Origin of the sequence: Pseudomonas sp. JV449, from assembly GCF_032424295.1 — a bacterium.
GTDB lineage: Bacteria > Pseudomonadota > Gammaproteobacteria > Pseudomonadales > Pseudomonadaceae > Aquipseudomonas > Aquipseudomonas marginalis.
In genome coordinates, this window is the sequence record NZ_VYKD01000019.1 from 178,604 (window position 1) to 199,942 (window position 21,339).

Below are 21,339 nucleotides of genomic sequence, written 5' to 3' on the forward strand. Positions count from 1 at the left end.
AAAAAAACAGCTAAAGGGCTAACAGTAAAAGACCCCGCCGCGATTAGGCCCCCTGTTTACAGCGCAATTTGCTCTAAAGGCCCTACGGTTATTCCGGTCATCCCTTCCTATACTGCGACTTGAGGTCGCACACATATATCCAGACCTTTGTGGCCATCTGGCCCGTGGGCGCTCCGATGGGGGGCGATGGTAATAACGACAGGAGTGACTGGCATGATCCATCACGTCGTGGGGCTGTTTACCCATCCCGACCAGGAATGGCGGGAAATTCGTGGCGATAAAGAAGAAAGCATCGGCCACATGTACCTCACTCACACCCTGATTCTCGCGGCGATCCCCGCCGTATCGGCTTTTATCGGCACCACCCAGGTCGGCTGGGTCATCGGCAACCGCTCCCCGGTCATGCTGACCCAGGAAAGTGCGCTGTGGATGACTCTCATGTCCTACGCGGCCATGCTCGGCGGCGTGGCAGTGATGGGCGCGTTCATCCACTGGATGGCCCGCACCTACGACGCCAACCCCAGCATGGCGCGGTGCGTGGCGTTTGCCACCTATACCGCGACACCTCTGTTTATCGGCGGGCTGGCGGCGCTCTACCCGCATATGTGGCTGGGCATGGTGGTGGGCACTGCGGCGATCTGCTATACGGTGTACCTGCTGTATGTCGGCGTACCGACCTTCATGAGCATCGATCCGGATGAAGGCTTCCTGTTTTCCAGCTCGATACTGGCCGTAGGGCTGGTGGTGCTGGTGGCGATCATGGCGTTTACCGTGATTGTCTGGGGGCTGGGCGTGGGGCCGATCTACACGAACTGACCCGTTCAATGGCAAAGGCAAGGCCACCGCAAGGTGGCTTTGTGCGTGATGGATGACCATTCGGCGCCTGACAGATTCGGAAACACCCCGCTTTGCGGCATACTGGACGCCTCTGGAGATATGTACAGCATGCCCGAGCAACTCAATACCCGCGTCGAAGATTGTTTCCTGCAAGCCGAATCCTTTTTCAAACGAAGCTTCAAACGCCCCCAGGTCAGCCTCAAGCTGCGGGGCCAGAAGGCCGGTGTCGCGCATTTGCACGAGAACCTGCTGCGCTTCAATCCACAGTTGTACCGAGAAAACAGCCAACACTTCCTGAAACAGACCGTGGCCCATGAGGTGGCGCACCTGATTGCCCACCAATTGTTCGGCGAACGCATCCAGCCCCATGGCGAGGAATGGCAACTGATCATGCGTGGGGTCTATGAACTGCCGCCGGACCGCTGTCACACCTATGCCGTGAAGCGTCGCCAGGTAACCCGCTATATTTATCGTTGCCCGTGTGCCGACAGTGACTTTCCGTTTTCGTCGCAACGCCATGGCATGGTGGCTCAGGGGCGGCGGTACCTGTGTCGGCGCTGTCGGCAGACATTGGTGTTTACCGGCGAAACCAGAGTGGAATAAAGGCCTCATCGGGAGCAAGCCCCCTCCCACATTTTGATCGTATTCACAGGCCTAATGTGGGAGGGGGCTTGCTCCCGATAGCGTCCGCCCAGCCACTACATAATCACCTTGGAGCTGCGCAGCTCGCTGATGCGCTGGGGGCTCAAGCCCAGCTCCGCCAACACTTCATCACTGTGCGCCCCCACGGCGACGCCAATGTGCCGGGGCGCTGGCAACCCTTCCGAAAACTTCAACGGGCAGGCTATCTGCGCCTGGCTAGAGCCATCACCCCTGGGCACCTGGCTGACCAGCGCCCGCGCCTTCAACTGCGGATGGGCCACGGCTTCGCTGAGCGTCAGCACCGGCTCCACGCAGGCATCCACCCCGGTAAACAGCTCGCACAATTGCTGGAAACTGCGCTTCTCGAACTCCACCTGCAAGGCCTGCTTAAGCGCCGGCTGCTGCTCAGGCTTCAAGCCCTGCGCGGCCAACTCCGGGCGGCCCAACGTTTCACACAACTGCTGCATGAAAGCCGGTTCCAGGCTGCCGACCGACATCCAGCGCCCATCTCGCGAGCGGTAGTAATCGTAGAAACTCCCGCCATTGAGCACATGGCCCTCCCGCTCAGGCTCCACACCACACGCCAGGTAACCCGCGCCGGCCATGGCGTTCAGGCTGAACGAGCAATCGGTCATGCTGACATCCAGGTATTGGCCGACCCCGCTCTGCTGCCGGGCGATAACGGCCGCCAGCAGCCCCACCACCGCATGCAGCGAACCGCCGCCCACGTCCGCCAACTGCACGCCCAAGGGCAGTGGCCCGCTGTCCCGGCGCCCGGTGTAACTGGCGACCCCGGCCAGCGCCAGGTAGTTGATGTCATGCCCGGCGCGGTCCTTATAGGGCCCGGTCTGGCCATACCCGGTGATCGACACATAAATCAGCCGCGGGTTGATCGCCTTCAGCGCCTCGTACCCCAGACCCAGGCGTTCCATCACGCCGGGGCGGAATTGTTCGAGGACAATGTCGTAGTCCTTGACCAGTTCGCGCACGATCTCCAGCGCCTGGGCCTGCTTCAAATCCAGCGCCAGGCTGCGTTTGTTGCGGTTGAGATAGGCATGGCTGGCGGAAGTCCCCTGGTCATGGGGCGGCAGCACCCGCAGCAGGTCGATGCGCGTGGGGGACTCGATACGCAGTACCTCCGCGCCCATGTCCGCCAGCATCAAGGAAGCAAACGGGCCGGGCAGCAAGGTGGAAAAATCCAGCACTTTGAGGGACGCCAAGGGACCTGACATGGAGACTCCATTTGGGTTTCGGATTCCCACAGACTAGGCAGCCTGGCGCCTACCGGCAATCGTCAGAACGATCATCGAGGGTGACCGTTTTGATCATGGCGGGCTTTTTCGTGGCGGCGGCTTTATCATTGCCCCACGTTTGCTTGCAGAGTGTTCCATGAAGTTTGCGATTGCAGTGTTTTCCGCCGCCCATGCGCCCTCCTCGCGCCGCGCCCTGCTGTTTGCACAGGCGGCGTTGGCCGGCGGGCATGAGATTGTGCGGCTGTTTTTCTATCAGGACGGCGTCTACGGCGCCTCCAATAACATCGTTGCACCCCAGGATGAGCAGGACATCGCCCGCCAATGGCGCGAGTTGGTCAATCTGCATCAACTCGACGGCGTGGTGTGCATCGCTGCCGCCTTGCGTCGTGGCGTGCTTAATGTCGAGGAAGCCACGCGCTATCAACGCAGCGCGGCCAACCTGGATGCGCCCTGGGCATTGTCGGGCCTGGGGCAATTGCACGACGCCACCCAGGCCGCCGACCGCCTGATCTGTTTTGGAGGGCCGTGACATGTCCAAATCCTTGTTAGTGATCAGCCGCCAGGCGCCCTGGTCCGGGCCGAGCGCGCGCGAAGCGCTGGATATCGTGCTGGCCGGGGGCGCATTCGATCTGCCGATCGGCGTGCTGTTCATGGATGACGGCGTGTTCCAACTGGCGCCGCACCAGGATGCCAAGGCCGTGCAGCAAAAGGACCTCAGCGCTAACTTGCAGGCGTTGGGCCTGTTCGGCATCGATGACGTGTTCGCCTGCAGCCATAGCCTGGGTGAGCGCGGGCTGACGCAGCCGGCCAATGCCCAGTCGCTGGACAGCGAAGCGATCGCCAAGCTGATTGACCGTTACGACCAGGTGATGACCCTCTGATGTCGACTCTACATGTGGTTTCCCACTCCCCGTTTACCGACAGCCGCCTCGACAGTTGCCTGCGTATCTGTGGCGCCGAAGACGCGATCCTGCTCTGCGGCGATGGCGCCTATGGGCTGCATAACGCGGCCCTGCACACCAAGGGCATAAAGGTTTTTGTGCTGGCCGAAGACATGCAGGCGCGCAATCTGCCGCTGCCGGATTGGGCCGACAGCGTGGACTACCCGGGTTTCGTGCAGCTGTCGCTCGACTACAGCAAGGTCAACACCTGGCTATGAACACCCTGACCATAGGCGCGCGCACCCTGGACCTGGACAAGGACGGTTACCTCGTCGACCTGAATGAATGGTCCGATGAGGTGGCCAATGCCCTGGCCGCCGTCGAAGGCCTGGAATTGACCGCCGATCATTGGCAGATCCTCGAACTGCTGCGCCAGTTCTACGCCGAATTCCAGCTGTCCCCTGCCACGCGGCCGCTGATCAAGTACACGGCCTTGAAGCTGGGCCCGGAAAAGGGCAACAGCTTGCACCTCAACAGACTGTTCAACGGCACTCCCGCCAAACTCGCCGCCAAGCTGGCGGGCCTGCCCAGACCGACGAATTGCTTATGACCGACTTCGCCCCGCTGACCCTTGAAACCCCTGCCGAGCATCCGTTTGCGCAGTTCGTGCGCATCCTGGGCAAAGGCAAGCGCGGCGCGCGCAACCTCACCCGCGAAGAGGCCCGCGAAGCCATGGGCATGCTGCTCGACGAAAAAGTCGAAGACACCCAGCTCGGCGCCTTCCTGATGCTGCTGCGCCACAAGGAAGAAAGCCCGGAAGAACTCGCCGGCTTTACCGAAGCCGTGCGTGAACGCTTGAACGCCCCGGCACTGAATGTGGATGTCGACTGGCCGACCTACGCCGGCAAGAAGCGCCACCTGCCGTGGTTCCTGCTGGCGGCCAAGTGCCTGGCGCAACATGGCGTGCGCATCCTCATGCACGGCGGCGGCGCACACACGGCGGGCCGGCTGTACACCGAACAATTGCTGCAAACCCTGCACATCCCGCTGTGCCGTAATTGGCAGCAGGTCGGGACCGCGTTTGAACAAGGCAACCTGGCGTTTATCCCGCTGGGCGATTGGGCGCCGCAACTGCAACGCATGATCGACCTGCGCAACACCCTCGGCCTGCGCTCGCCGATCCACTCCCTGGCGCGCCTGCTCAACCCGCTGAATGCGCGCTGCGGCCTGCAAAGCATTTTCCACCCCGGTTACCAGGGCGTGCACCGCGATGCCAGCGGCCTGCTTGGCGATCATGTGATCGTGGTCAAGGGCGACGGCGGCGAAGTCGAGATCAACCCCGACACGATCAGCCACCTCTATGGCACCACCGGTGGCGAAAGCTGGGATGAAGAATGGCCTGCCCTCTCCGACCAGCGCCACGTCAAGCCGGCAACCCTGGAGCCTGATCACTTGAAGGCCGTGTGGCGCGGCGACGTAGAAGACAGCTACCCGCAACTGGCGCTGATCGCCACCATGGCCCTGGCCTTGCGCGGCCTCGGCCACCCGCGGGAACAGGCGTTCGAATTAGCCCGGCAATACTGGGATGCACGGGACAAATCGATTTAATCGATCATTCACGCCCGGTCTTTGCGCTTTTAGTTCGAACTCATCCCTTTAGACTGGGCTCCAACGCTTATTAGCCAAGGAGCCAGTCATGGGTTTGCTGATTGAAGGACACTGGAAAGACCAGTGGTACGAAAGTAGCGCAGATGGCGCTTTCCAGCGCGAACAGGCCCAGCGCCGCCACTGGGTGACCGCCGATGGCCAGCCGGGGCCCAGCGGCGAAGGCGGCTTCAAGGCCGAGGCCGGTCGTTATCACCTTTATGTGTCCCTGGCCTGCCCCTGGGCCCACCGCACCCTGATCCTGCGCAAGCTCAAGGGCCTGGAAAGCGTGATCGACGTGTCCGTGGTCAGCTGGCTGATGCTGGAAAACGGCTGGACCTTCGACAAGGCCCACGGCTCCACCGGCGATAAGCTCGATGGTTTCGAATTCATGCACCAGCGCTATACCGCCGACACCGCCGACTACACCGGCCGCGTCACCGTGCCGGTGCTGTGGGACAAGCAGCTCAACCGCATCGTCAGCAATGAATCGGCGGAGATCATCCGCATGTTCAACAGCGCGTTCAACGGCCTGACCGGCAACACCCTGGACTTCTACCCTGAGCCGCTGCGCGCGACCATCGATGGGCTCAACGAGCGGATCTACCCGGCCGTGAACAATGGCGTGTACCGCGCAGGCTTTGCCACCTCACAAAAAGCGTATGAAAGCGCGTTTGATGATGTGTTTGCCGAACTGGATCACCTGGAGCAGCATCTGGGCGACCACCGCTACCTGGCCGGCGAATACCTGACCGAAGCGGATGTGCGCTTGTTCACCACGCTGATTCGTTTTGATGCGGTGTATTACAGCCACTTCAAATGCAATCTGCGGCGGATTGCCGATTATTCGAACCTGTCGAATTGGCTGAGGGAGATGTATCAGTGGCCGGGCGTGGCCGAGACGGTGGATTTCGCGCACATCAAGGGGCATTACTATGGGAGCCACCGCACGATCAACCCGACGGCGATCGTGCCGAAGGGGCCGTTGCAGGCGTTTGAAGCCGGGCATGATCGAGCGCGGCTAACCAGCAAAGGCATTTGGAGCTGATACAAAACCCGTAGGAGCGAGCTTGCTCGCGAATAACTCAAAAACACCGCTTGCATTCAGGATGGGCGCGTTATCGTTGACGATTTTCGCGAGCAAGCTCGCTCCTACAGTCGATGTGTGCGCAGGTGCTCAGACTTGTGACTGGGCGCCTTCAAACCACTTCAGCTTCTCGCGCAGCACCACCACCTCACCGACGATCACCAGCGTCGGCGCATGCAATTCATGCTCCGCCACCATGCGCGGCAAGTCCGCCAGGGTGCCGGTAAACACGCGCTGGTTGGACGTGGTGCCCTGCTGGATCAACGCCGCCGGGGTATCCGCGGCACGCCCATGCTTGATCAGTTGCTCACAGATGATCGGCAAGCCAATCAAGCCCATGTAGAACACCAGGGTCTGCGACGGCCCTACCAGGTCACTCCAAGGCAGGTCCGACGTCCCATTCTTCAAGTGCCCGGTGATAAAGCGTACCGACTGTGCGTAGTCGCGATGGGTCAGCGGAATCCCGGCGTACGCCGCGCAACCACTGGCTGCGGTGATCCCCGGCACCACCTGGAACGGGATGCCATGGGCCGCCAGTTCCTCGATTTCTTCACCGCCACGGCCAAAGATGAACGGATCGCCACCCTTGAGGCGCAGCACGCGCTTGCCTTGCCTGGCCAGGTCCACCAGTTGCTGGTTGATCTGGTCTTGCGGCACGGCGTGGTCGGCGCGGCGCTTGCCGACGTAGATGCGCTCGGCATCACGACGGCACAGCTCCAGAATCGCCGGTGCCACCAAACGGTCGTACAGCACCACGTCGGCTTGCTGCATCAGGCGCAGGGCACGGAAGGTCAGCAGGTCCGGGTCGCCTGGGCCGGCACCGACCAGGTACACCTCACCCGGCGCATAAGGCGGTGCGCCGTTGACCTTTTCGATCAACAGACGCTCAGCCTCATCGCCCTGCCCGGCCAACTGACGGTCGGCAATCGGCCCTTGGAACACTTCTTCCCAGAACGCCCGACGCTGCTGCACATCCGGGTACAAACCTTTGACCTGGGCACGAAAGCGCGCCGCCAGCCCGGCCAACTGGCCGTAGGTGGACGGAATCCAGGTTTCCAGCTTGGCGCGGATCAAGCGCGCCAGCACCGGCGCATCGCCGCCGCTGGACACCGCGATCACCAAGGGCGAACGGTCGACAATCGCCGGGAAAATCACGCTGCACAAGGCCGGCGCGTCCACCACATTGACCGGAACGCAACGACGCTTGGCGTCACTGGACACTTGCGCGTTCAGTGGCTCGTCGTCGGTCGCCGCGATGATCAGGGTGCAGCCTTCCAGGTCGGCCTCCTGATAACCGCGCAGAATCATTTCCCCGCCACTGCCATGCACCAACTCACGCAACTGGTCTTCGATCTGGGGAGCAACCACCCGCAGCACTGCGCCGGCGTCAGCCAGCAGGCGGGATTTGCGCAAGGCAATCTCCCCCCCACCGACGACCAGCACACGACTGCCGCGCAGGTTATGAAACAGCGGCAGGAATTCCATTTAGCGGATGACCTCGACGCCCGCCATGTAAGGCTTGAGCACTTCAGGTACGCGGATCGAACCGTCAGCCTGCTGGTAGTTTTCCAGCACCGCCACCAGGGTGCGACCTACAGCCAGGCCCGAACCGTTGAGGGTGTGCACCAGCTCCGGCTTGCCGGTTTCCGGGTTACGGAAACGCGCCTGCATGCGCCGGGCCTGGAAATCACCGCAGTTGGAGCACGACGAAATCTCGCGGTATTTGTCCTGGCTGGGTACCCACACTTCGAGGTCGTAGGTCTTCACGGCGCTGAAGCCCATGTCGCCGGTGCACAGCGCCAGGACGCGGTACGGCAGTTCCAGCAGCTGCAGGACGCGTTCGGCGTTGGCGGTCAAGCCTTCCAGGGCGTCCATGGAGGTCGACGGCTCGACCACTTGCACCATCTCGACCTTGTCGAACTGGTGCTGGCGGATCATGCCGCGGGTGTCGCGGCCCGACGCCCCGGCTTCACTGCGGAAGCACGGGCTGTGGGCGACGAACTTGAGCGGCAGTTGCTTGGCATCGAGGATCTCGCCCGCAACGATATTGGTCAGCGACACTTCGGCGGTCGGGATCAGGTACAGATCAGCTTCGCCATCACGGCTGATCTTGAACAGGTCTTCCTCGAACTTCGGCAACTGGCTGGTGCCCATCAGCGCCGGCGCCTGCACCAGGTACGGGGTGTAAGCCTCTTCGTAACCGTGCTCGCCGGTGTGCAGGTTGATCATGAACTGCGCCAGGGCACGGTGCATGCGTGCAATCGGGCCGCGCAGCAAGGCAAAGCGCGCACCGGACATTTTGGCGGCGGTTTCAAAATCCAGGCCACCGGTCAATTCGCCCAGGGCGACGTGGTCCTTGATCTCGAAATCAAAGGCCGTTGGCGTGCCCCAGCGACGCACTTCGACGTTGCCGTCTTCGTCTTCGCCAATCGGCACGGACTCGTGCGGCAGGTTGGGGATGCCCAGCAGGATCGAATCCAGCTCGGACTGAATGCCTTCCAGCTCGACCTTGCCGTCGGACAGCTCGGTGCCCATGCGCTCGACGTCCGCCATCAACGGCGCGATGTCTTCGCCACGTTGCTTGGCCTGACCGATGGATTTGGAACGCGCATTCCGCTCAGCCTGCAGTGCTTCGGTGCGGGTCTGGACGGTCTTGCGCTGTTCTTCCAGCGCTTCGATGCGCGCAACATCCAAGGCAAAGCCACGGGATGCCAGGCGGTCCGCTACGTCCTGAAGGTTGCTACGTAACAGTTTGGAATCGAGCATGTCGGTCTCTCGTTTATCAAAGTTTGGTCAAGGACAGGCCGGCCCAGGTGGCGAGCAGCCCGCCGAACACGCTGATGCCGAGGTACCCGAAGGCGACCAGGGCCTGCCCGCTTTCCAGCAGGCGCAGCGTATCCAGTGAAAAGGATGAAAAGGTCGTCAGACCGCCTACAAAGCCGACAATCAAGCCGGCGCGAATTTCAATCGGTACTTCCGGGCGCAACAGGAACCAGCCGTACAACAACCCGATGATCAGGCAACCCACCAGGTTGACCGCCAGGGTCGCCGCATAAAAATGCTTCGGCCAATTGGCGCTCACCCAAGTACCAGTGGCGAAACGCAATAATGTACCAGCGATGCCGGCTGCGGACACGGCAAGAATCGTCTTGAACACTACTTTCTCCGCTGTTTGGGGCTGAGGCGGTCGAGTTGGGCGAGGTGATTGAGCTTTTCACCGATCTTCAGCTCCAGGCCGCGGGGCACCGGCTGGTAGAACGGCTGCGGCTCAAGCTCGTCGGGGAAATAGTCTTCGCCGGCGGCATAGGCGTCCGGCTCATCATGGGCATAGCGGTATTCATCACCGTAGCCCAGTTGTTTCATCAACTTGGTCGGCGCATTGCGCAGATGCAGCGGCACTTCGAGGGAGCCGTGTTCGGCGGCCGCACGCAGGGCGGACTTGAAGCCCATGTACACCGCGTTGCTTTTCGGCGCGCAGGCCAGGTACGTGATGGCCTGGGCCACCGCCAGCTCACCTTCCGGGCTGCCGAGGCGCTCCTGCACTTCCCAGGCCGCCAGGCACAGGCTCAGGGCGCGCGGGTCGGCGTTGCCGATGTCTTCACTGGCCATGCGCACCACGCGGCGCGCCAGGTACAGCGGGTCGCAGCCGCCGTCGATCATGCGCGCAAACCAATACAGCGCGCCGTCCGGGTTGGAGCCGCGCACGGATTTGTGCAGCGCCGAAATCTGGTCGTAGAAGGCTTCGCCGCCCTTGTCGAAACGCCGACGCGTATCGCCGAGCAGGCTTTGCAGCAGGTCGACGCCAATCTCGCTGCCGTCTTCGGCCAGGTCGGAGGCGTTCTCCAGCAGGTTGAGAAAGCGCCGGCCATCACCATCGGCGGCGCTTAGCAGAATCTTGAAGCCTTCATCGCTGAGGCTCAGTTGGCGCTTGCCCAAGCCCTTGTCTTCGCTCAGGGCGCGGTGCAACAGCTTTTGCATCGCGGCTTCATCGAGGCTCTTGAGCACATAGACCCGCGCCCGCGAGAGCAACGCATTGTTCAATTCAAACGAAGGGTTTTCGGTGGTGGCACCGATAAAAATCAGCGTGCCATCCTCGACATAGGGCAAAAACGCATCCTGCTGCGACTTGTTGAAGCGATGCACTTCGTCGACAAACAGGATGGTGCGCTTGCCGTACTGTCCGGCCTGCTGCTTGGCCACCTCGACGGCCTGGCGGATCTCCTTGACCCCGGCCAGCACGGCCGAGACCGTTTCGAAGTGTGCATCCGAGACTTTTGCCAGCAGCCGCGCCAGGGTGGTCTTACCCACGCCCGGCGGCCCCCAGAAAATCATCGAGTGCAGCGCACCCTGCTCCAGGGCTTCGCGCAAAGGCTTGCCGCGAGCGAGCAGGTGTTCCTGACCGACGTACTCATCCAGGTTGGTCGAGCGCAGGCGCGCGGCCAAAGGCTGGGCAATCGGGTCACTTCGAAACAGATCCATGGGCAGCGTTTGAAACCTCTGGGCAGTTTATTCCTGGATCACGTCGGCACCCTTGGGGATGTCGAACTTGAACTTGGACGCCGGTACCGGCTGGTTGGCCTTGACCCCGGAGAACAGGATATCGGTGCGCTGGCCGACGCTGTCGACCAGGCGCATGTTATTGATCACGCCGTTGCCGAACGACAGGGACAGCGTGTCAAACAACGTGTCCTTGGATTTCGGCTTGAGGGTGAACTCGATCACGTTGCTGGTTTGCTTGGAGGTGATGTCGAAGCTGTCGTTGATTTTCGACACATCGCCCGACAGCAGCAGCGCCGGCGTCTGGTTCAGGCGCGGGTCGAGCTTCTTGATGGTCGCCTGCTCCAGGTCCGGGTCCCACAGGGTGACTTTCTGGCCGTCCGAGACGATGGTCTGCTCGGCCTTGCCTTCGGTGTGCCAGTAGAACAACCCTGGGCGCTGCACGGCCATCTCGCCGGCGGTTTCCTGCAACTGGGTGCCACCGGCATCCAGGGTGAGCTGGGAGAAGCGCGCAGTCAGGGTCTGGGATTTGTCCAACAGGTTTTTCAGGCTGGCGACGGAGGCCGGGTCAGCGTGGGCCGAAACAGCGGTCAGGGCCAGTGCCGGCAACAACAGCATGCGGATAAGACGCATGGGAGTCCTCATTGAGTCGTAAGGGCGCGCCGCGTGCTGCCACGCGGCACGGAATCAGTCGCGCATCTGCCCGGGGGCGATGACTTCGCGCGAGCCGTTGGTGTTCATTGCAGTGACGACGCCAGCGTTTTCCATGGCTTCGATCATGCGCGCAGCGCGGTTATAGCCGATCTTCAGCTTGCGCTGCACCGCAGAAATCGAGGCGCGGCGGCTTTCCAGCACGAACGCCACGGCTTCGTCATACAGCGCGTCGGTTTCGGCATCATCGTCGCCACCGCTGCTACCACCGTCGAAGCCGCTGCCGGCCTCTTCGACACCGGCGAGGATGTCGTCGTTGTATTCGGGCGCGCCACGCAGCTTCCAGGCCTCCACCACGCGGTGCACTTCATCGTCGGAGACGAAGGCGCCGTGGACCCGGATCGGCAGGCTGGTACCCGGCGGCATGTAGAGCATGTCACCGTGGCCCAGCAGTTGCTCGGCACCGCCCTGGTCGATGATGGTCCGTGAGTCGATCTTGCTCGACACCTGGAACGCCATGCGGGTCGGGATGTTGGCCTTGATCAGGCCGGTGATCACGTCCACCGACGGACGCTGGGTGGCGAGGATCAAGTGAATACCGGCCGCCCGCGCCTTCTGGGCGATACGCGCGATCAGCTCTTCGACCTTCTTGCCGACGATCATCATCATGTCGGCAAACTCGTCGACCACCACCACGATGGTCGGCAGCTTGCTCAACAGCGGTGCTTCGTCGTGGATACTTTCGCGCTTGTACAGCGGGTCGGTCAGCGGCGTGCCGGCGTCCTGGGCTTCCTTGACCTTGGCGTTGAAGCCCGACAGGTTACGCACGCCCATCTTCGCCATCAGCTTGTAGCGGCGCTCCATCTCGGCAACGCTCCAGCGCAGGGCGTTGGCGGCGTCCTTCATGTCAGTGACCACCGGGCAGAGCAGGTGCGGAATGCCTTCATAGATCGACAGTTCGAGCATCTTCGGGTCGATCATGATCAGCTTGGCGTCTTCCGGGCCGGACTTGAACAGGATCGACAGGATCATCGCGTTCACGCCCACCGATTTACCCGAACCGGTGGTACCGGCCACCAGCAGGTGAGGCATTTTGGCGAGGTCGGTGATCACCGGCTTGCCGCCGATGTCGTGGCCCAGGGCCAGGGTGACCGGCGACTTGAAGTTGTCGTATTCGGGCGTCGACAGCACTTCGGAGAAGCGCACGATCTGGCGATCTTCGTTGGGAATCTCGATACCCACGGTAGTCTTGCCCGGGATCACTTCCACCACGCGCACGCTGGTCACGGCCAGGGAGCGCGCCAGGTCCTTGGCCAGGTTGGAAATGCGGCTGACCTTGACGCCGGCAGCCGGCTGGATTTCGTAACGGGTAATCACCGGGCCGGGATGGATCGAGTCCACCGACACCTCGACGCCGAATTCCTTGAGTTTGATTTCCAGCAGATGGCCGACGGCCGCCAGGGACTCAGGGGAATAGTTGAGCTGTTTCTTTTCGGCCGGGTCGAGGATCGAGATCGGCGGCAAGGTGCCTTCCACGGCGCTGTCGACAAACAACGGAGCCTGTTTCTCTTTCTGCACGCGGTGGCTTGGCTCGGCCGGCTTGGGCGGCGCCGGGGCGATCACCGGCGGCACCTGCTTCTCGCGGTCCGACATGTGCTTGCTCAGGGCCTGCTCGCGTTCGATCAGGCGTTCCTTGACCTTGGCCTGCTCACGGCGGTCCGGTGTGCTTGGGGCCACCACTTCGTTGACGCGGGTATCCACCTCGCGCAACTGGGCCACCATGCGCTTGCGTTCGACCCGGGCGGCCCACCAGCGGTTGGCAGCGCCCTGGAACAGCTCCAGCAGGTCGAGGGTGATCTTGCCCGTCACGTCCATCACCTTGAACCACGACAGGTCGGTGAACACGGTGAGGCCAAACAGGAACAGCGCGATAAACATCAGGGTGCTGCCCTGGATATTCAGGGTCTTGCGCGCCAGGTCGCCGAGGCTCTCGCCCAGCGCCCCACCCGCGCCCGCCGGCAGGCCGGTGGGTGCGTGGAAATGAATATGCGCCAGGGCGGCACCGGACAGTACCAGGAATACCAGGCCGATCAGGCGCCACGAAAACAGCCAGCCGCTCCACTGCCACGGCTCATGACGCTGGCGGAAGATCTGCCAGGTCTTGATCGCCAGTAACAGCGGGAAGATATAGGCGAAGTAACCCAGCACCATGAACAGGATATCGGCGCTGTAGGAACCGGCAGGCCCACCGAAGTTCTGCACGTCTTCGATCTTGCTGTTGTGGCTCCAGCCCGGATCGTCCTTGCCATAGGTGAGCAAGGCCATCATCAGGAACAGGCACAGCGCGCCGATAGCGATCAGCGCGCCTTCCTTGAGTCGATAGTGCAGGTGCTGGCGCCAGGCCGGCACGACGGCTGCTTTAGGTGTTGCGGCGGATTTCTTCAAAACGGGTCTTTTCCTGCGCCTGTTAGCGCGTCCATCTGTTGAATAACTGCAAATACTGCCCAATCCGAGCAGCTGAAAAATGAACGAACGTCGTGGAATCTACTTTTAACACTGGGCGATTGCTGGATGAAATGGCGATAACGCCACAATGGCCGCATTGTACGGGTTTGTGTTGCGGTTGCCACGCCACTTGGCTTTCTTCAGGCAGCATAGCCAATTGTGTGTCACAACATGTTCAATTTGAGCATGCATTGTCTTTGCTGACAAAGGCTTATGAGCTGTTTTTACCAATCCAGGCAAGCTTGGCAAATGGCCTGCATGGGCCAGACCCGATTACGACCACGCCTCACGCAGAGAGTTGCAGAAACACCCGCTCACGCTTATGCACGCCAACAGCCGATTCGGGCTGGCCCCACAGCGCTGCGTCGACAATAATCACACCCCTTGGGGCAGGCGATCCGCCTGCCACTCCCCTCCCCTTCCGCAAGCCTGGATGCCATGCTGACCTGGTTACAACGCGACTCACTGACATTTCCCCCGCTGGCCAAGGCCATGCGTGAACCCAATGGCCTGCTCGCCGCCGGTGGCGACCTGTCGGCCGAGCGACTGGTGCAAGCCTACCGCCACGGTTGCTTTCCCTGGTTCTCGGAGGGCCAGCCGATCCTCTGGTGGTCGCCGGACCCGCGCACCGTGATATTCCCCGACGAGCTGCATGTCTCCCGCAGCCTGGGCAAACTATTGCGCCAGCAGCGCTATACCGTGACCTTCGACCAGGACTTTGCCGCCGTCATCCAGGCGTGCGCCGCGCCGCGTGCGTATGCCGATGGCACTTGGATCACCGAAGGTATCCAGCGCGCCTATCTGGAACTGCATCAGCGCGGCTATGCACATTCGGTTGAGGTATGGGACGAAGGCGTGCTGGTGGGCGGACTGTATGGCCTGGCGATGGGCCAGCTGTTTTTTGGCGAATCCATGTTCAGCCGTGCCGACAATGCCTCGAAATTCGGCTTTGCTACATTGACCCGGCAATTGCAGGCCTGGGGCTTTGTACTGATCGACTGCCAGATGCCCAATGATCACCTGCATAGCCTGGGTGCTCGCGCCATTCCTCGCAGTGAATTTGCCGATTTCCTACAAGACCACCTGGACCAACGCAATTCCGGGCCATGGGTTTCTTAGGCGACATCCGCACACCTGGCTTACACTTATTTCAAAGCTTATCCGAGGGTTGATCATGACCGAGTTGGCGCGCTTGAAGTTTTATGCCACTCAACCCCACTCTTGCAGCTATCTGCCCGACGAGCAGGCCACCACGCTGTTCCTCGACCCCAGCCAGCCAATGGATGTGCACGTGTATGCCGATCTCTCGGAAATGGGTTTTCGACGCAGCGGCGATCATCTGTACCGGCCCCACTGCCAGAACTGCAATGCCTGCGTGCCGGCACGCATCCCCGTGGCGCAGTTTCTGCCGGACCGCAATCAGAAGCGCATCCTCAAGCGCAATGCCGACCTGACGGTGGCAGCTGCCAAGCCACGATTCACCGAAGAGTATTTCGACCTGTACCAGCGCTATATCGAGCAGCGCCACGCCGACGGCGATATGTTCCCACCCAGCCGCGACCAGTTTTCCACCTTCCTGGTGCGTGACCTGCCGTTCTCGCGCTTTTACGAATTTCGCGCGGACGGCCGTCTGGTGGCCGTCGCCGTGACCGATTTGCTGCCTAACGGCCTATCAGCGGTCTACACCTTCTACGAGCCGGCCGAAGAGCGGCGCAGCCTCGGGCGTTTCGCGATCCTCTGGCAAATCGGTGAAGCACTGCGCCTGGAACTCGAGGCGGTGTACCTCGGATACTGGATCAAGAACTGCAAAAAAATGAACTACAAGACCCAATATCGCCCCATAGAACTGCTGATTAATCAAAGATGGGTCACGCTTAACTAGAACCCCTTGGCTTAAACACCCTTTTTCGGGCACAATGCACGCCGCTTTTGCCTGGCGCAGTTGCACCGGGCCATTCACTGGATACCGAGGGCTTTACTGCATGTCGAAAGAAGACAGCTTCGAAATGGAAGGCACTGTCGTCGACACCCTGCCCAACACCATGTTTCGTGTGGAGTTGGAAAATGGGCACGTCGTAACCGCGCATATCTCCGGCAAGATGCGCAAGAACTACATTCGTATTCTTACCGGTGACAAAGTGCGCGTCGAGCTGACGCCCTATGACTTGAGCAAAGGGCGCATCACTTACCGCGCTCGCTAAGCAAGTCAATACAAAACGCCCGGTTATGCCGGGCGTTTTTGTGTGCATGGGATTTCTCCAACACCAAGGGATCCTGTGGGAGGGGGCAAGCCCCATTCTGAGAATTGCATTTCAAGACAGCAAAAAGGCGCCTTTCGGCGCCTTTTGCGTTATTGCAGAACGATCAGGCCATTTCAGCCGTGGTTTCGAACTCGAAGGTCAGCTCGCCATCCTTCAGGTCGATATGCACCACGCCACCATGGTCGGAAAGCTCGCCAAACAGGATCTCTTCGGCCAGCGGCCGCTTGATCTTGTCCTGGATCAGGCGCGCCATCGGGCGAGCGCCCATTGCCGCGTCGTAGCCACCTTCGGCGATCCAGCTGCGTGCCGCTTCCGTGACATCCAGTTGCACGCGCTTGTCTTCCAACTGCGCCTGAAGCTCGGTAAGGAACTTGTCCACCACACTCTTGATGACCTCATGGCTGAGGCGACCAAACTGGATAATGGTATCCAGGCGGTTGCGGAACTCCGGCGTGAAGCTCTTCTTGATCACTTCCATCGCATCGGACGAGTGATCCTGATGGGTAAAGCCGATCGAAGCCCGCGCGGCCGTCTCGGCACCGGCGTTGGTGGTCATGATCAGGATGACATTGCGGAAGTCCGCCTTGCGCCCGTTGTTGTCGGTCAGGGTCCCGTGGTCCATTACCTGCAGCAGCAGGTTGAAGACTTCCGGGTGGGCCTTCTCGATTTCATCGAGCAGCAGTACGCAATGGGGCTGCTTGGTAATCGCCTCGGTCAACAGGCCGCCCTGGTCGAAACCGACATAGCCAGGAGGCGCACCGATCAGGCGCGACACGGTGTGACGCTCCATATATTCGGACATGTCGAAGCGCACCAGCTCGATCCCCATGGCCTTGGCCAATTGCCGCGCCGCCTCGGTCTTGCCGACACCGGTAGGACCGGCGAACAGGAACGAACCGACGGGCTTGTCCGGCGACTTGAGGCCCGCACGCGACAGCTTGATCGCGGTGGACAGCGCGTCGATCGCTGCGTCCTGGCCGAACACGGTGAGCTTGAGGTCGCGCTCCAGGTTACGCAGCAGCTCCTTGTCGGAACTGTTGACGTGTTTTGGCGGAATCCGCGCGATCTTCGCGACAATGTCCTCGACCTGAGGCACGTCGATGCGCTTCACACGCTTCTCGACCGGCTGCAGGCGCTGGTAGGCCCCTGCCTCGTCGATCACATCGATGGCCTTGTCCGGCATGTGCCGGTCATTGATGTAGCGCGACGCCAACTCGGCGGCCGCACGCAGCGCCTCATCGGTGTACTCGATGCCGTGGTGCGCTTCAAACCGCCCCTTGAGCCCGCGCAGGATGCCGATGGTGTCTTCGACCGACGGCTCGGACACGTCGACTTTCTGGAAGCGACGCGCCAGGGCACGGTCTTTCTCGAAGATGCCGCGGAATTCCTGGAAGGTGGTCGAGCCGATGCAGCGGATATCACCCGACGACAACAACGGCTTGAGCAGGTTGGAAGCGTCCATCACCCCACCGGATGCCGCACCGGCACCAATGATGGTGTGGATCTCGTCGATGAACAGGATCGCCTGCGGGCGTTTTTTCAGCTCGCCGAGCAGGGCCTTGAAGCGCTTCTCGAAATCGCCACGGTACTTGGTCCCGGCGAGCAACGCGCCCAGGTCAAGGGAGTAGACGACACTATTGGCCAGCAGGTCCGGCACCTGGTTGTCGACGATGCGCTTGGCCAGGCCTTCGGCAATCGCGGTCTTGCCCACGCCCGCCTCACCCACCAGCAACGGGTTGTTCTTGCGACGGCGCGCCAGGATCTGCGCTACGCGCTCCACCTCAAGCTCACGCCCCACCAACGGATCGATCCGCCCCTGGCGCGCCAGCTCATTGAGGTTGCTGGCATAGGCATCCAGCGGGTTGCTTGAAGAAGAAGACTCACCGCCCTCGTCGTCCTGCATATCCTGCTCACCCTCGGAATGATCGCCGTGCCCAGGCACCTTGGAGATACCGTGGGCGATGTAGTTGACGACATCGATACGGGCAACGCTCTGCTGCTTGAGCAGGAACACTGCCTGGCTTTCCTGTTCGCTGAAGATCGCCACAAGCACATTGGCGCCTGTGACTTCACGCTTACCGGAGCTCTGTACGTGGAAAACAGCACGCTGCAATACCCGCTGGAAGCCCAGGGTTGGCTGGGTCTCACGGTCCTCGTCATGCACGGGGATCAGTGGCGTGGTGGAGTCGATAAACTCCTGCAGGTCATGCTTGAGCTTGTCGAGATTGGCGCCGCACGCACGTAGTACCGTGGCGGCAGCTTCGTTATCCAAAAGTGCCAGCAGCAGGTGTTCGACGGTCATGAATTCATGACGCTTCGAACGAGCCTCCTTGAAGGCAAGATTGAGGGTGACTTCGAGCTCGCGGTTTAACATAGCTTCACCTCATACCCAAGTGGTCGGCGTTAACCGTCCTTCTCGATTTCACAGAGTAGCGGATGCTGGCTTTCCCTGGCGTACTGGTTGACCTGCATGGCCTTTGTCTCGGCGATGTCACGGGTAAACACTCCACATACTGCCCGTCCTTCTGTGTGAACGGCCAGCATTACCTTGGTCGCCAACTCGCGGTTCAGGTTAAAAAACACCTCGAGCACTTCGACCACGAAATCCATCGGTGTGTAGTCATCGTTGAACAAAACCACCTTGTACATCGGCGGCGCCTGTAAAGCAGGCTTGGCCTCCTGAACAGCAATGCCTGCAGAACCGTCGTCATCGTGTTCGTGATCCGGTCGATCCTGATTGAATGTTAGTCGAATCTGGCTGATTGCATGCATGGAAAGAAAGGTTCGTCAGTGGTTCAAATACAGTGGTGGGGGCGACCTGTCAGAATTTCAACTCTGACCGCTCAGTCGCCTTGACTATCGGCAAATCGGTGTTACAACCAATAGAACCCACAGTGGGTAAAAAAGGTCCGCGCAGTCAACCTTATTTATTCGGGTTAGGACGGATAAACTGGATGATACTCCAGTGATGGAGTCTGGTGCAGAGGGATATGGGTATGTCTGGCGTCAAGATCAGTGGCAAGGTCAAGTGGTTCAACAACGCCAAGGGATATGGCTTTGTTAATGAAGACGGTAAAACCGAGGACCTTTTTGCGCACTATTCAGCGATTAACATGGATGGGTACAAAACGCTGAAGGCGGGCCAAGCTGTGAGCTTTGAAATCATTCAAGGACCGAAAGGGCTGCACGCCGTGAATATCGGTGCAGTGAAAGCCGAAACACATGAAAAAAACACGCCATCAACCGCTCATAACGAAAAGAAACAAACGGCCTGACACCCCGCGAAGCGAGTGACATGCGATAAAAAACCGGCCACCCGATCGACTTGGGTTGGCCGGTTTTTTTGTACCGGGCTTTTACATGTGCGAAATCAATGCATCCCCAAAGCCCGACGAAGACACCAGCTTCGCGCCATCCATCAGGCGTTCGAAGTCATAAGTCACGGTCTTGGCCGAGATAGCACCGTTGGTGCCCTTGATGATCAAGTCGGCCGCTTCGGTCCAGCCCATATGACGCAGCATCATTTCCGCCGACAGGATCAATGAACCCGGGTTGACCTGGTCCTTGCCCGCATACTTGGGCGCAGTACCGTGGGTCGCCTCGAACATGGCAACGGTGTCGGACAGATTGGCACCCGGCGCAATCCCGATACCGCCCACCTCTGCCGCCAGGGCGTCGGACAGGTAGTCGCCGTTCAGGTTGAGGGTCGCGATCACGTCATACTCGGCCGGACGCAACAGGATCTGCTGGAGCATGGCATCGGCGATAGCATCCTTGACCACTACATTCTTGCCGGTCTTCGGGTTCTTGAACTGCATCCACGGGCCGCCATCCAGCAGGGTCGCACCGAACTCTTCAGCCGCCACTTCGTAGGCCCATTCCTTGAAGGCCCCTTCGGTGAACTTCATGATGTTGCCTTTGTGCACGATAGTCAGCGAGTCGCGATCGTTATCCACTACATATTGCAGGGCCTTGCGCGCCAGGCGCTTGGTGCCTTCCAGCGATACCGGCTTGATACCAATGCCGCAATCCTGATCGAAACGAATCTTGGTGACGCCCATTTCCTCCTTGAGGAACTTGATGACCTTTGTCGCTTCCGGCGAGCCGGCCTTCCACTCGATCCCGGCGTAAATATCTTCGGAGTTTTCGCGAAAGATGGTCATGTCCACATCGCCTGGTTTCTTGACCGGGCTGGGCACACCTTCGAACCAGCGCACCGGGCGCAGGCACACGTAGAGGTCGAGTTGCTGACGCAGGGCCACGTTCAGCGAACGAATGCCGCCCCCTACCGGAGTGGTCAGCGGGCCCTTGATGGACACCACGTAATCCTTGACCGCATCCAGGGTTTCCTGGGGCAGCCAGGTGTCCTGGTCGTAGACCTGGGTCGCCTTCTCGCCGGCGTACACCTCCATCCACGAGATCTTGCGCTTGCCGCCGTAGGCCTTTTCAACAGCTGCGTCGACCACCTTGATCATCACCGGGCTGATGTCGACGCCAATACCATCACCTTCGATATACGGGATGATCGGTTGGTCAGGAACATTGAGAGAATGGTCTGCATTGACGGTGATTTTGTCGCCGACTGCCGGAACCTGAATCTTCTTGTATCCCATGCTGAACTCCATCTATGGATTGAACATCTGGCTGCGTTCGAGCCTACTCCAGATAAATGGCGACTGAAACCTCGCGCCATGCTCATTTGCATCGAAAACAGCATAAATTGTCGCCTACAAGCCTGAAAGCAAAGGGAAAAGCGCCAATCTTGAGCACTTCGTGCGACTTTAGGCGTAACCCGGTACCTGCGACCTTTAGACCAATGGACGACACACCTTTTGTATGAAGGCTCGGCGTAAGCATAGCGACCTATGTATAATGCCGCCGCTGACCAAAGAGTCACGATGGCAGACCGCTCTGGAACAGGGCCCTCCGCTACAAAGCAGGACTAATACAATAGTCCACCCGCTTGACGCTCGACTGATGCAACCCAACATCACCGCGAAGAAACCTCGACCTTTCGCTCATGGATGACTTTGAACGAACGCGCTCCACCCGGCGCATCTCGAGTTTCTGCGCACGCTTTC

22 protein-coding genes are annotated in these 21,339 nt (G+C 60.5%); 12 read left to right on the plus strand and 10 right to left on the minus strand.

What is annotated here, in order from left to right; genetic code table 11:
• Nucleotides 1-213 precede the first annotated feature (213 nt).
• Together F6S08_RS18450 and F6S08_RS18455 are read left to right on the plus strand one after the other, a co-directional pair.
• Nucleotides 214-816, plus strand: coding sequence for a Yip1 family protein (locus F6S08_RS18450; protein ID WP_027606356.1), 603 nt, complete (start codon nucleotides 214-216; stop codon nucleotides 814-816).
• A gap of 129 nt (nucleotides 817-945) precedes the next feature.
• Entirely contained in the window at nucleotides 946-1,440 is a 495-nt protein-coding gene (locus F6S08_RS18455) for a SprT family zinc-dependent metalloprotease (protein ID WP_027606355.1), read from the plus strand.
• A 95-nt stretch (nucleotides 1,441-1,535) separates the two neighbouring features.
• Here the strand turns inward: F6S08_RS18455 and F6S08_RS18460 are convergent, their stop codons facing one another.
• On the minus strand, nucleotides 1,536-2,711 hold the full coding sequence (locus tag F6S08_RS18460; RefSeq protein ID WP_315872132.1) for a CaiB/BaiF CoA-transferase family protein: 1,176 nt from the start codon (nucleotides 2,709-2,711) through the stop codon (nucleotides 1,536-1,538).
• A gap of 157 nt (nucleotides 2,712-2,868) precedes the next feature.
• On the opposite strand from F6S08_RS18460, the gene tusD reads away from it, so the two are divergent.
• The 6 genes from tusD (at nucleotide 2,869) to F6S08_RS18490 (ending at nucleotide 6,305) form a co-directional block, all read left to right on the plus strand.
• A complete protein-coding gene (gene tusD / locus F6S08_RS18465; protein ID WP_315872133.1) occupies nucleotides 2,869-3,261 on the plus strand; it encodes a sulfurtransferase complex subunit TusD in 393 nt (130 codons plus the stop codon).
• Nucleotide 3,262: 1 nt separating this feature from the next.
• Nucleotides 3,263-3,613 (plus strand): sulfurtransferase complex subunit TusC, encoded by a 351-nt coding sequence (gene tusC / locus F6S08_RS18470; protein ID WP_065948345.1) that lies wholly within the window; start codon nucleotides 3,263-3,265, stop codon nucleotides 3,611-3,613.
• A complete protein-coding gene (tusB, locus tag F6S08_RS18475) occupies nucleotides 3,613-3,891 on the plus strand; it encodes a sulfurtransferase complex subunit TusB (protein WP_053128523.1) in 279 nt (92 codons plus the stop codon). The genes tusC and tusB overlap by 1 nt, the downstream gene beginning before the upstream one ends.
• Nucleotides 3,888-4,223 (plus strand): TusE/DsrC/DsvC family sulfur relay protein, encoded by a 336-nt coding sequence (locus tag F6S08_RS18480; RefSeq protein ID WP_053128521.1) that lies wholly within the window; start codon nucleotides 3,888-3,890, stop codon nucleotides 4,221-4,223. The genes tusB and F6S08_RS18480 overlap by 4 nt, the downstream gene beginning before the upstream one ends.
• Nucleotides 4,220-5,221, plus strand: coding sequence for a glycosyl transferase family protein (locus F6S08_RS18485; RefSeq protein ID WP_065927078.1), 1,002 nt, complete (start codon nucleotides 4,220-4,222; stop codon nucleotides 5,219-5,221). Before F6S08_RS18480 ends, F6S08_RS18485 begins: the two co-directional genes overlap by 4 nt.
• An 88-nt stretch (nucleotides 5,222-5,309) precedes the next feature.
• Nucleotides 5,310-6,305, plus strand: a complete 996-nt coding sequence (locus F6S08_RS18490) for a glutathione S-transferase family protein (RefSeq protein WP_315872134.1) — start codon at nucleotides 5,310-5,312, stop codon at nucleotides 6,303-6,305.
• 129 nt (nucleotides 6,306-6,434) lie between these two features.
• Here F6S08_RS18490 and cysG read toward each other — a convergent pair whose 3' ends face one another.
• Genes cysG through F6S08_RS18520 form a run of 6 tightly spaced genes read right to left on the minus strand, consistent with a single transcriptional unit; the run spans nucleotide 6,435 to nucleotide 13,937 of the window.
• Complete coding sequence (gene cysG / locus F6S08_RS18495) at nucleotides 6,435-7,829, minus strand: siroheme synthase CysG (protein WP_315872135.1); 1,395 nt, start codon at nucleotides 7,827-7,829, stop codon at nucleotides 6,435-6,437.
• Complete coding sequence (gene serS / locus F6S08_RS18500; RefSeq protein WP_065927075.1) at nucleotides 7,830-9,110, minus strand: serine--tRNA ligase; 1,281 nt, start codon at nucleotides 9,108-9,110, stop codon at nucleotides 7,830-7,832.
• Nucleotides 9,111-9,126: 16 nt separating this feature from the next.
• Nucleotides 9,127-9,501: a fluoride efflux transporter CrcB gene (gene crcB / locus F6S08_RS18505; protein ID WP_027606345.1), complete on the minus strand. Its 375-nt coding sequence runs from the start codon at nucleotides 9,499-9,501 to the stop codon at nucleotides 9,127-9,129.
• On the minus strand, nucleotides 9,501-10,823 hold the full coding sequence (locus F6S08_RS18510; RefSeq protein ID WP_027606344.1) for a replication-associated recombination protein A: 1,323 nt from the start codon (nucleotides 10,821-10,823) through the stop codon (nucleotides 9,501-9,503). The genes crcB and F6S08_RS18510 overlap by 1 nt, the downstream gene beginning before the upstream one ends.
• 27 nt (nucleotides 10,824-10,850) lie before the next feature.
• Nucleotides 10,851-11,474 carry an outer membrane lipoprotein chaperone LolA gene (lolA, locus tag F6S08_RS18515; protein ID WP_016975527.1) on the minus strand — a complete coding sequence of 208 codons (624 nt, stop codon included), beginning with the start codon at nucleotides 11,472-11,474 and terminating at the stop codon, nucleotides 10,851-10,853.
• 54 nt (nucleotides 11,475-11,528) lie between these two features.
• Nucleotides 11,529-13,937 (minus strand): DNA translocase FtsK, encoded by a 2,409-nt coding sequence (locus F6S08_RS18520; RefSeq protein WP_065927074.1) that lies wholly within the window; start codon nucleotides 13,935-13,937, stop codon nucleotides 11,529-11,531.
• Nucleotides 13,938-14,435: 498 nt separating this feature from the next.
• Here F6S08_RS18520 and aat point away from each other — a divergent pair, with 498 nt between their 5' ends.
• The 3 genes from aat to infA all read left to right on the plus strand — a co-directional run bounded on the left by aat (nucleotide 14,436) and on the right by infA (nucleotide 16,198).
• On the plus strand, nucleotides 14,436-15,116 hold the full coding sequence (aat, locus tag F6S08_RS18525) for a leucyl/phenylalanyl-tRNA--protein transferase (protein ID WP_065927073.1): 681 nt from the start codon (nucleotides 14,436-14,438) through the stop codon (nucleotides 15,114-15,116).
• A gap of 55 nt (nucleotides 15,117-15,171) precedes the next feature.
• Nucleotides 15,172-15,879, plus strand: a complete 708-nt coding sequence (locus tag F6S08_RS18530) for an arginyltransferase (RefSeq protein ID WP_027606340.1) — start codon at nucleotides 15,172-15,174, stop codon at nucleotides 15,877-15,879.
• Between the two features lie 100 nt (nucleotides 15,880-15,979).
• Nucleotides 15,980-16,198 (plus strand): translation initiation factor IF-1, encoded by a 219-nt coding sequence (gene infA, locus F6S08_RS18535; protein WP_002553999.1) that lies wholly within the window; start codon nucleotides 15,980-15,982, stop codon nucleotides 16,196-16,198.
• A gap of 163 nt (nucleotides 16,199-16,361) precedes the next feature.
• Here the strand turns inward: infA and clpA are convergent, their stop codons facing one another.
• Nucleotides 16,362-18,632, minus strand: a complete 2,271-nt coding sequence (gene clpA / locus F6S08_RS18540; RefSeq protein ID WP_027606339.1) for an ATP-dependent Clp protease ATP-binding subunit ClpA — start codon at nucleotides 18,630-18,632, stop codon at nucleotides 16,362-16,364.
• 29 nt (nucleotides 18,633-18,661) lie between these two features.
• Nucleotides 18,662-19,030, minus strand: coding sequence for an ATP-dependent Clp protease adapter ClpS (gene clpS / locus F6S08_RS18545; protein ID WP_010567912.1), 369 nt, complete (start codon nucleotides 19,028-19,030; stop codon nucleotides 18,662-18,664).
• A 224-nt stretch (nucleotides 19,031-19,254) separates the two neighbouring features.
• Between clpS and cspD the strand changes: the two genes are divergently transcribed.
• Nucleotides 19,255-19,533, plus strand: a complete 279-nt coding sequence (gene cspD, locus F6S08_RS18550; RefSeq protein WP_043293603.1) for a cold shock domain-containing protein CspD — start codon at nucleotides 19,255-19,257, stop codon at nucleotides 19,531-19,533.
• Between the two features lie 81 nt (nucleotides 19,534-19,614).
• Here cspD and icd read toward each other — a convergent pair whose 3' ends face one another.
• Nucleotides 19,615-20,871 carry an NADP-dependent isocitrate dehydrogenase gene (gene icd / locus F6S08_RS18555; protein ID WP_027606337.1) on the minus strand — a complete coding sequence of 419 codons (1,257 nt, stop codon included), beginning with the start codon at nucleotides 20,869-20,871 and terminating at the stop codon, nucleotides 19,615-19,617.
• Nucleotides 20,872-21,339 lie beyond the last annotated feature (468 nt).

Coding starts and splice junctions, on each gene's coding strand:
- F6S08_RS18490 (WP_315872134.1), top strand. CDS start 5,310: ATGGGTTTGCTGATTGAAGGACACTGGAAAGACCAGTGGTACGAAAGT.
- lolA (WP_016975527.1), bottom strand. CDS start 11,474: ATGCGTCTTATCCGCATGCTGTTGTTGCCGGCACTGGCCCTGACCGCT.
- aat (WP_065927073.1), top strand. CDS start 14,436: ATGCTGACCTGGTTACAACGCGACTCACTGACATTTCCCCCGCTGGCC.
- clpS (WP_010567912.1), bottom strand. CDS start 19,030: ATGCATGCAATCAGCCAGATTCGACTAACATTCAATCAGGATCGACCG.
- tusB (WP_053128523.1), top strand. CDS start 3,613: ATGTCGACTCTACATGTGGTTTCCCACTCCCCGTTTACCGACAGCCGC.
- F6S08_RS18455 (WP_027606355.1), top strand. CDS start 946: ATGCCCGAGCAACTCAATACCCGCGTCGAAGATTGTTTCCTGCAAGCC.
- cspD (WP_043293603.1), top strand. CDS start 19,255: ATGTCTGGCGTCAAGATCAGTGGCAAGGTCAAGTGGTTCAACAACGCC.
- F6S08_RS18510 (WP_027606344.1), bottom strand. CDS start 10,823: ATGGATCTGTTTCGAAGTGACCCGATTGCCCAGCCTTTGGCCGCGCGC.
- F6S08_RS18485 (WP_065927078.1), top strand. CDS start 4,220: ATGACCGACTTCGCCCCGCTGACCCTTGAAACCCCTGCCGAGCATCCG.
- F6S08_RS18450 (WP_027606356.1), top strand. CDS start 214: ATGATCCATCACGTCGTGGGGCTGTTTACCCATCCCGACCAGGAATGG.
- F6S08_RS18480 (WP_053128521.1), top strand. CDS start 3,888: ATGAACACCCTGACCATAGGCGCGCGCACCCTGGACCTGGACAAGGAC.
- icd (WP_027606337.1), bottom strand. CDS start 20,871: ATGGGATACAAGAAGATTCAGGTTCCGGCAGTCGGCGACAAAATCACC.
- F6S08_RS18460 (WP_315872132.1), bottom strand. CDS start 2,711: ATGTCAGGTCCCTTGGCGTCCCTCAAAGTGCTGGATTTTTCCACCTTG.
- F6S08_RS18530 (WP_027606340.1), top strand. CDS start 15,172: ATGACCGAGTTGGCGCGCTTGAAGTTTTATGCCACTCAACCCCACTCT.
- serS (WP_065927075.1), bottom strand. CDS start 9,110: ATGCTCGATTCCAAACTGTTACGTAGCAACCTTCAGGACGTAGCGGAC.
- cysG (WP_315872135.1), bottom strand. CDS start 7,829: ATGGAATTCCTGCCGCTGTTTCATAACCTGCGCGGCAGTCGTGTGCTG.
- infA (WP_002553999.1), top strand. CDS start 15,980: ATGTCGAAAGAAGACAGCTTCGAAATGGAAGGCACTGTCGTCGACACC.
- tusD (WP_315872133.1), top strand. CDS start 2,869: ATGAAGTTTGCGATTGCAGTGTTTTCCGCCGCCCATGCGCCCTCCTCG.
- clpA (WP_027606339.1), bottom strand. CDS start 18,632: ATGTTAAACCGCGAGCTCGAAGTCACCCTCAATCTTGCCTTCAAGGAG.
- tusC (WP_065948345.1), top strand. CDS start 3,263: ATGTCCAAATCCTTGTTAGTGATCAGCCGCCAGGCGCCCTGGTCCGGG.